Origin of the sequence: Streptomyces sp. NPDC060027 (assembly GCF_042737005.1) — a bacterium.
Taxonomy (GTDB): Bacteria; Actinomycetota; Actinomycetes; order Streptomycetales; family Streptomycetaceae; genus Streptomyces.
In genome coordinates, this window is the sequence record NZ_JBHWVI010000109.1 from 19,603 (window position 1) to 28,454 (window position 8,852).

The 8,852-nt window shown below is 71.9% G+C and carries 8 protein-coding genes; 3 read left to right on the plus strand and 5 right to left on the minus strand.

From position 1 onward, the window contains the following. Nucleotides 1-33: 33 nt before the first annotated feature. Complete coding sequence (locus tag ACFWBT_RS25010; RefSeq protein WP_385704139.1) at nt 34-168, plus strand: hypothetical protein; 135 nt, start codon at nt 34-36, stop codon at nt 166-168. Nucleotides 169-285: 117 nt separating this feature from the next. On the opposite strand, the gene ACFWBT_RS25015 is transcribed toward ACFWBT_RS25010, so the two are convergent. Beyond that, entirely contained in the window at nt 286-768 is a 483-nt protein-coding gene (locus ACFWBT_RS25015) for a GNAT family N-acetyltransferase (RefSeq protein WP_385704142.1), read from the minus strand. Between the two features lie 195 nt (nt 769-963). On the opposite strand from ACFWBT_RS25015, the gene ACFWBT_RS25020 reads away from it, so the two are divergent. Further along, the gene (locus ACFWBT_RS25020) at nt 964-2,022 is read left to right on the plus strand and encodes a lytic polysaccharide monooxygenase (protein ID WP_385704145.1); all 1,059 of its coding nucleotides are present in this window, start codon (nt 964-966) and stop codon (nt 2,020-2,022) included. Nucleotides 2,023-2,099: 77 nt separating this feature from the next. Here the strand turns inward: ACFWBT_RS25020 and ACFWBT_RS25025 are convergent, their stop codons facing one another. Together ACFWBT_RS25025 and ACFWBT_RS25030 are read right to left on the minus strand one after the other, a co-directional pair. Beyond that, nucleotides 2,100-2,960, minus strand: coding sequence for an esterase/lipase family protein (locus ACFWBT_RS25025; protein WP_385704147.1), 861 nt, complete (start codon nt 2,958-2,960; stop codon nt 2,100-2,102). Nucleotides 2,961-3,131: 171 nt separating this feature from the next. Next, nucleotides 3,132-3,578 (minus strand): MarR family winged helix-turn-helix transcriptional regulator, encoded by a 447-nt coding sequence (locus ACFWBT_RS25030; RefSeq protein ID WP_385704150.1) that lies wholly within the window; start codon nt 3,576-3,578, stop codon nt 3,132-3,134. Between the two features lie 105 nt (nt 3,579-3,683). Here ACFWBT_RS25030 and ACFWBT_RS25035 point away from each other — a divergent pair, with 105 nt between their 5' ends. Next, a complete protein-coding gene (locus tag ACFWBT_RS25035; RefSeq protein WP_385704159.1) occupies nt 3,684-4,058 on the plus strand; it encodes a cupin domain-containing protein in 375 nt (124 codons plus the stop codon). 34 nt (nt 4,059-4,092) lie between these two features. Here the strand turns inward: ACFWBT_RS25035 and ACFWBT_RS25040 are convergent, their stop codons facing one another. Together ACFWBT_RS25040 and ACFWBT_RS25045 are read right to left on the minus strand one after the other, a co-directional pair. Then, nucleotides 4,093-5,067 carry a hypothetical protein gene (locus ACFWBT_RS25040; RefSeq protein ID WP_385704152.1) on the minus strand — a complete coding sequence of 325 codons (975 nt, stop codon included), beginning with the start codon at nt 5,065-5,067 and terminating at the stop codon, nt 4,093-4,095. Continuing rightward, entirely contained in the window at nt 5,064-8,609 is a 3,546-nt protein-coding gene (locus ACFWBT_RS25045; protein WP_385704154.1) for a DNA polymerase III subunit alpha, read from the minus strand. The genes ACFWBT_RS25040 and ACFWBT_RS25045 overlap by 4 nt, the downstream gene beginning before the upstream one ends. Nucleotides 8,610-8,852 lie beyond the last annotated feature (243 nt).

The following is an 8,852-nucleotide window of genomic DNA, read 5'->3' on the forward strand; positions in this document are numbered from 1 at the left end:
ACCGCGGAATCCGGTAGACGCAAGGAGGCAGCCATGCGCCGTGTGACCGTGCAGAAGCCCCTGAGGAAGTCGGACTCCCGCCGTGTACGGGACGAGCCCGACGAGCGCCCCGACGAGCGCCCGGAGGTCCGCAAGGACATCGCGCGCACCTGGTGGCCGGACGGCTGAGCCGCCGCGCCCGCCACGGCCCACGGGAGCCGTCCGGTCAACGGCTCGCGGTGGACACCGTCCGATCAACAGCTCGCGGTGGACACCGTCGGATCGGCGGCAACGTGGTGGACGCCGTCAGGCCAGCCGCTTGACGTAGTGGATCCGGTCGTACGGCCCTTCCACGCGCCGCTCGGTCATCTCGTACCCGTATCCCGGGTAGATCTTCTGGTTCTCCCACATCATCGCGTTCGTGCAGAGCCTGATCTCGTCCAGCCCGAGCGCACGCGCGTGCGCGTCCACGAAACGCAGCAGCCGTCCCCCGATGCCCCGGCCATGGGCATCGGGGCGGACGGCGATGGTGTCGAGATACAGGTGGTCCGGGCGCTCCTCGACGACCACGAGCCCCGTCACCGGCTCCCCCGTGACGAACACCCGCCCCGCCGCCACATTCGCCGCGTGGTCCGCTTCCATGGGCACCGGAACGAGCCCGATGCGCTCGACGTAGGGCTGGAACGCGGCGTCGATCACGGCCTTCACGACGGGCACGTCGGCGGCGACGGCCGACCGCACCCCGAACCCCTCGGGCGTCTCCCCGTACTCCTCGGACGTCTCTGTCATGCCCCGCACGCTACCTACCTGATCGCAGTCTCAGCACTCCCTTAACGGCGCCATAAGGATCTCCATCACCCGCCTCCAGCAGGCGATTCCACGGTTTCCAGGGGCTAGTTTTCTGATCGCCCCCCACGGGATCCCCCGCACGGAACGCCGTGCGGGATTCTCCCCACTCGCCAGAACCGTTCGAGGAGTTCCCTCATGTCCGCACGCCGCAAGGCCGCCGGCGTCGCCGCCCTCGGCATCGCCCCGCTCGCCCTGTCCGCGCTGGCCGCCGCGCCGGCCTCGGCGCACGGCTCGATGGGGGACCCGGTGAGCCGCGTGTCCCAGTGCTACGCGGAGGGTCCGGAGAGCCCCGGGTCGGACGCCTGCAAGGCGGCCGTCGCGGCGGGCGGCACCCAGGCGCTCTACGACTGGAACGGCATCCGCATCGGCGACGCGAACGGGCGGCACGAGGCGCTGATCCCGGACGGCAAGCTGTGCAGCGCGAACAACGACGAGTTCAAGGGACTCGACCTGGCGCGCTCCGACTGGCCCACGACGAGCGTGAGCAGCGGCTCGTACACCTTCAAGTACCGGGTGACCGCACCGCACAAGGGCACGTTCAAGGTCTACATCACGAAGGCCGGCTACAACCCGTCCCAGCCGCTCGCCTGGGACGACCTGGACCTGGCGCACCCGGTCGCGACGGTCACCGACCCGGCCGCCTCGGGCGGCTTCTACACCTTCTCCGGCACTCTCCCGGAGCGCTCGGGCAAGCAGCTCCTGTACGCGGTCTGGCAGCGTTCGGACAGCCCGGAGGCCTTCTACTCGTGCTCCGACGTCGCGTTCGGCGGGAGCGGTGGCAGTGACGCGGGCGGCGGCGCCGCTCCCGCGCCGAGCGCCTCCGCGCCCTCCGACGAGCAGATCGAGGACGGCGGCGACAAGTCGACCGTGGAGCACCACGGCCACGGTGACGACGACGCCGGTACGTCGGCGGAGCCGACCGCGAGCGCGGACGCCGCCGGGGTGACCGAGGACGACAAGGGCGACAAGGGCGACCAGGGCGAGGACTCCGCCGAGGACGCCCGGACCGCCTCGGACTCGGCGGAGAACCAGCCGGAGGCAGCGGGTTCCTCCGAGAGCCTCGCCGAGACCGGCGGTGACGCCTCCACCTCGTACGTCGCGATCGGCGGAGCCGCCGCTCTGGCGCTCGGTGCGGCGGCGCTGTTCGCCTCCGTGCGGCGGCGCGCGGCGTCGGACGGCCGGCACGGCCGCTAGGGCGGAGAGGTCCTGGGAGGCGGGACGACTCCGGGGGCTGACCGGCGGCTCAGGCCGGACAGCCCCCGGCGGCGTGCTCAGCTGAACACGGACGCGCAGGTGGTGGCGGAGGCGTGCGCCGGGTCGAGGGCGTTCGCCACCTCGTGGTAGGCGATCCGGTCGAAGAGCCCGATGGCCACGTGCTCGGAGAAGTCGAGCCCGCACAGGTTCTGCAACAGGACGTTGTGGACGTCGGAACCGCTCAGGTACTGCGAGTTGTACGGCGTGACCACCTCGTCGTACTTGGTGGCGATGACCGTGTAGTGGACGCCGGCGACGGTGTCGCCGCCCTCGTTGAGCTTGGTCAGGAACGCGGAGCCGGCGACCTGGTCCGCGAGTCCCGGAGTCGCCGTCGACAGCAGGTCCTCGGCGCCCGGGAAGTACGGCAGCAGGTTGGCGAGGCCGTTGAGGGTCGTGCCGTGGTTGTCGGGGGCGATCCCGACGAGGGCGTTCACCTTGGCGGCTCCGCCGAGGAACTTGAGGTAGTAGCGGGGCATCATGCCGCCCTGCGAGTGACCCACCAGGTCGGCCTTGGCGGCGCCGGTCGCGGCGAGCACCTTGTCGACGAAGACCTGGAGCTGTGCGGCCGACTTGTCGATGGGGCCGAGGCCGTTGAAGAAGGGGACGCCGGGCAGTTGCCCGTAGTCGAGGGAGAAGACGCAGTACCCACGGCTGGTCAGGTAGGGCGCGAAGGCCAGCCAGTTGTCGACGGAGTTCCCGAAGGTCCCATGGACGAGGACGACGGGGCGGGGGTGTGTGGCCGACGGCTTGCAGGAGTAGTTGTTCCAGCCACTGCTGGGGGCGGAGGCTGCTTGCGCTGTCGCGGCGGGGACGACCGCGACCGCGGTGGTCAGAAGCAGCGCGGCCAGGGGTCTGAGTACTCGCTTCCAGGGCAGCATCGGGTGATCTCCTTGCGGCTCAAGGGAGTTGTGGGGGACTACGCCCTGTGATCCGGATCACGAGGATGCTGTTCACTCGTCAAGTTACGGTCGAGTAGCAGAACTGTGAAGTTACGCGTCAGTAAAAACTTCCAGTGATAACCGGGATGACCCTCGCGGTCGATCGAAACATCACCAGGCGGGCTTGATCGGACCGTAGGGCGCGATGCTCACCAAACGCGTATACAACGCGCGCATTTCACTCTCTCCCAGCAGTTCGGACCACCCGCGCACGGCATCGGCGGCCGCCTCTTCCGCCGCACGGGTGCAGGCCCAGCCGAGCTCGGTGAGCACGACGAGCCTGGCGCGCGCGTCGTCGGGGTGGGGCCGCCGCTCGACATACCCCTTGCGGACGAGTTCCTCGACCAGCTGGCTGGCGGCCTGCTTGGTGACCCCGAGATGGGCGGCGAGGTCGGTGACCGTCGCCCCGTCCGGCGCGAGCCGCGTGAAGGCGAAGCCGTGGGCGGGCCGCACCCCCTCGAATCCACGGGCGACCACGCCCTCATTGATGCGTTGCGTCAGCTCACCGGCGGTGGCGAGCAGGGCGGCGGACAGGGCCATGGCCTCGGAGTTCTGCACGCGTGCATTGAAACACCCTTGACGAATCGGTCAATCTACTTGACCATATTACCCGTACACATGGTCAAGCCGCTTGACCATATATCGCCGACCCAGGAGGCACCCGTGCCCGTCGTCCGCTCGTCCGAAGCCGTCGTCCACGAGATCCACGGCGGCCGTTTCCTCTCGTACGCCGCTCCGCGCAGCGGCAGCAAGGAGCTGTGCGCCTGGCGCACGGAGATCCCCGCGGGGCACCGGGCCCCGGTACACACCGTCAGTCACGAGGAGATCTTCCATCTGCTCTCCGGCGAGCTGCTGGTCACGCTCGACGGCGTCACCGAGCGGATCGCCGCGGGCGACACCGTGATCATCACCCCGGGCGCGACCGTCGGCATCGAGAACCCGGCCCAGGAGACCGCGGTCTCCTGGGTCACCACCTCCATCGGCCTGCGTGCGGAACTGGCCGACGGCTCGGTCCTCACCCCGCCCTGGGCCAACTAGGGCGGAACGGGAGGCGGCGCCGCTCGGACGGAGGTCACGCGGCCAGCGTCCCCGGCCCGATCACATGCGGGCCGAACTTCGCCCGCGCCCGGTCCGCGACCTCCTCGATACGGCGGACCTTCTCGTCGACCGGGTCGAAGGTGAGCTGGTGGGAGGCCCGCGCCGCGGAGGTCAGGCCCTCCGCGCGCAGGGCGACCGCACGGACCCGGGCACGCTGGAGTCCGAGCGCCTCGTACATGCGGTACGCGGTGCCGGTCAGCGTCGAGGAGTGCGCGGTCGGCTCCTCGAGGGTGCGGCTGCGGGTGGTCGCGGAGCGGTCGGCGTAGCGCACGGTGAGGGTCAGCGTGCGGCAGACCTTCTCCAGGGCGCGCAGCCGGGTGCCGAGTTCCTCAGCGGCGGAGAGCAGGGCGTGGCGATGCCGGGAGGGGTCCAACTCGTCGCGCTGGAAGGGGCGTTCGGTGGCAAGAGAGCGACAGGTGGCGTTCGGTACGACCCGGCTCCGGTCGATGCCGGACGCCTTCTCGTGCAGGTCGCGGCCGGCCCGGGCGCCGGTGAGACGCTGAAGCGTGGACAGGGGCGCGGCCGCGACCTTGCCGATGGTGTCGAGGCCGTACTCGCACAGGGTGCGGGCGGTGGCCCCGCCGACGCCGGGCAGCGTGGCGACGGGCCGGCCGGCGAGGAACTCCGTGACGGCGTCCGGCTCTCCGGGCACCACACGGGTCACCCCGGGTGCGGCGTCCCGCAGCGCCATCCGCGCGAGCATCGGTCCGGGCCCGGCGCCGATCACGCAGTCGATCCCGTACAGGGCGAGCGCCCGCACCCGGATCAGCGAGGCGAACCCGACGGCACCGCGCCCGAAGTACCGCTCGGCGCCCCGGAGATCGAGCAGCGCGCCGTCGGGTGGCAGCGCCTCGATGACAGGGGTGAACTCCTCCAGCACACCGAGGAGTTGAGGTAGAGCGGCCTCACACATCGGAGGCAGCTGGAAACGTACGCAGAGGATGGTCATCCCGCACTCCCCGGGCTCTGGTGCCACAACTTCTTTCCTCCCGCGGGCCCTTCGCCCGCGGGACGCAGATCGGCCCAGGGGTGCATCTCGTACCCCGTGGGCATCCGGATCGTCCGGCCCCCGGCCGGATCACCGTCGACGGGCTTCCCTGGCCGCCCCGGTCCCGGCTTCCCCGGCTCCCCCGGTTCCTCCCGTGCGGGCTCCGCCAGTCGCGCCGCCACCACGTCGAGGCCGCCCTCGGCGCGCAGCTCGACCAGTTCGGCGAGGTTCCAGGCCGCCGCGCCCACCACACTGAGGCTGCGCGGGCCCCGGCGCTGCACCACTCCGCGCACGAGCAGGAGCCAGGAGTGGAAGACGGTGTGGGCGCAGGCGTCGTGGGAGTCGTCGAAGAAGGCGAGGTCGACCAGGCCCGTCCCGTCGTCCAGCGTGCTGAAGATGACCCGCTTGCCGGAGCGGATGGGCGGGGTCTGGGTGGCCGCCTTGGCGCCCGCGACCAGGACCGTCTCCCCGTGCCGCGCCTCGCGCAGCCGACGCGCCGTGACCACGCCCAACTCCCCCAGGAACGCGCGGTGGTCGTCCATCAGATTGCGTGAGGCGTCCATCGAGAGCACGCCCAGCTCGGCGCTCAACCGCTCCGCCGAGGACAGGTCGGGCAGCCCGGCGGAGGCGGTGTTCCGCCCGCCGGACAGGGGGAGTTGGCCTCCGCCCGCCCCCCGGGAGCCGCGGTGCAGTTCGGTCAGGTGCAGTTGCAGGTCACGGCGGTTGGCGCCGAACGCGTCCAGCGCGCCGACCTGCGCGAGCCGCTGGGCGAGCGGCCGGCTCGGCCGGGCCCGTTCCCAGAAGTCGAGCAGCGAGGCGTACGGCTGCCCGTCCGCGATCCGCGCGGCCTCGGCTTCGCTGATGCCGTGCACGTCGGAGAGCGCCAGCCGGACGCCCCAACGACCGGCTGGGACGGCGGGGACGGTGGAGGTGGCGGGGACCGCGGAGGTGCCGGGGGTGCCGGGGACGGTGGGGACGGTGGGGACGGTGGATTCAGACACCAGTTCGATACGATGGGCGACCGCCGACCGGTTCACGTCCAGCGGCAGGACCGGCACCCCCCGCCGCCGCGCGTCCGCCAGCAGCAGCCGCTTCGGATACATCCCGGGGTCGTGCGTGAGCAACCCGGCGTAGAAGGCGGCCGGGTGATGGGCCTTCAGCCACGCCGACTGGTAGGTTGGAACGGCGAAGGCCACGGCGTGCGCCTTGCAGAAGCCGTACGACCCGAAGGCCTCGATGATCTCCCAGGTGCGCGCGATGGTCTCGGCGTCGTACCCCTTGACCGCCGCGTGCTGCGCGAACCAGAACCGGATCCGCCCCTGCGACTCGGGGTCGGAGAGCCCGCGGCGCACCCGGTCCGCCTCGTCGCGCCCGCAGCCGGTCATGATGTCCACGATGTCGATGATCTGCTCGTGGAAGACGACGACTCCGTACGTCTCCTTCAGCGGCCTCTCCAGGTCCGGGTGCGGATAGCGGACCGGCGCCCGGCCGTGCCGCGCCTCGATGAACGGCCGCACCATGTCGGCGGCGACCGGCCCCGGCCGGAAGAGCGAGATGTCGACGACGAGGTCGTGGAAGGTCGCGGGCTGCAGGCGTCCGACCAGGTCCCGCTGGCCCGGCGACTCGATCTGGAAGCAGCCCAGCGTCTCGGTGGACTGGATGAGCCGGTACGCCGCCGGGTCGCCCGGCGCCACCGCGTCGATGTCCGGCCGGTCCCCCGTGGCCCGCTCCACCTCGGCCACCGCGTGCGCCATCGCGGACTGCATCCGCACCCCCAGCACGTCGAGCTTGAGCAGCCCGAGGTCCTCGACGTCCTCCTTGTCGAACTGCGACATGGGCAGGCCCTCGCCGCTGGTCGGCATGACCGGCGTACGGGCGAGCAGGGAGGCGTCGGAGAGGAGCACCCCGCACGGGTGCATGGCGATGCCGCGCGGGAGGGCGTCGAGGGATTCGACCAGGTCCCACAGCTTGCCGTATCTGTCCTTCTCCCCCGCCAGTTCGCGCAGTTCGGGGAGTTCGTCCATGGCCGCGCGGGCGTCACGGGCGCGGATGTGCGGGAAGGCCTTGGCGATCCGGTCGATCTCGGCCGGGTCCAGGGAGAGGGCGGCGCCGACATCGCGGACGGCGTGCCGGACCCGGTAGGTCTCGGGCATGGAGACGGTCGCGACCCGCTCGGTGCCGAACCGGCCGATGATCGCGCGGTAGACCTCCAGCCGGCGCGCGGACTCCACGTCGATGTCGATGTCGGGCAGCACCGGGCGGCGCTTGGAGAGAAAGCGTTCCATCAGCAGCCGGTGCTCGACGGGGTCGGCGTGCGCGATGCCGAGGAGGTGGTTGACCAGGGAGCCGGCCCCGGAGCCGCGCGCCGCGACCCGGATGCCCATCTTCCTCACGTCGTCCACCACTTGAGCGACCGTCAGGAAGTAGGAGGCGAAGTTGTGGTGGGCGATGATGTCCAGCTCGTGGTGCATCCGTTCCCAGTAGGCGCGCCGGCCGGCGTAGCCGTGCAGCACCATGCCCGCCGCCGCCCGGGAGGCCAGGACGCGCTGGGCGGTGCGGCGGTCCGCGCCGACGAGACGCGGTTCGGGAAAGTGCACGCCGCCGATACCGAGGTCGTCCTCGGGGTCGACGAGACACGCGGCGGCGGTGGCCCGCGTCTGTTCGAGCAGCCGGTGCGCGGTGTCACGGCGGTAGCCCGCCGCCTCGACGATCCGTTCGGCGGCGGCCAGCATGGCGGCCTCGTCCTTGAGCCAGGCCTCGCCGGAGTCCAGCTCGCGCCGGGGGTCGACGGGAACGAGCCGGCGGGCGGCGTCCAGGACGTCGGCGACCGGGCCGAGACCCGCGTCGGCATACCGGACGGCGTTGCTGAGCACGGGACGTACGCGCTGTTCGGCGGCGAAACCGACGGTGCGGGCGGCGAGCCGCAGGGAGCCGGGACCGGTGCCCTGCCGGCCGTGCCAGACGGCTTCGAGACGCAGGGCGTCGCCGTAGATCTCCCGCCAGGACGCGAGCAGCCCGGCCGCGCGGTCGGGGCGGCCCGCGGCGAGCGCGCGGCCGACGTCGGAGGCGGGGCCGAGCAGCACGGTCAGACCCTCGGCGTGGTTGTCCGGCCAGGGCAGTACCGGCGGGCCGTCCTCCCTGCCGCCCGCATGCGTCGCCGTGACGATTCTGCAGAGGTCGGCCCAGCCGGTCGCGCCGTCCCGGGCGAGGAAGGTCGCACGGGGTGCCGACTCGTCGACGAAGGCGCCGCCGCGCACCGGGGTGCGGCGCCGCTCTCCCCGTACGGGCTCCCCGACCGCCAGCTCCACGCCGAACAGCGGGCGGATGCCCGCCTTCGCGCAGGCCTTGGCGAACCGGACCGAGCCCGCGAGGGTGTCCCGGTCGGTGAGCGCGAGGGCGTCCATGCCCCGCTCGGAGGCGCGCTCGGCGAGACGCTCCGGGTGCGAGGCCCCGTACCGCAGGGAGAACCCGGAGGCGGTGTGCAGATGCGTGAAACCCGGCACACACACCTCCCGACCTGTGAGCCCTCACGAGCTCTCGAACACTTGTTCCCAGCTACCCCACCCCCACCATAGACCAATTCTCGAACTCTTGTGCGATATCCGTTCGGACCCTTCCCACCTGCGCAAACACCGGGCGACCCGGACCGTGGGGGCATGCCCCACTCCGCTCCGGCCGGGGCCTCCGCCCAGCCTTCGCGGCCCGAGGCTCCGCGCGTCGGTCCCGGCGCGGGGAGAGCCGGGCTG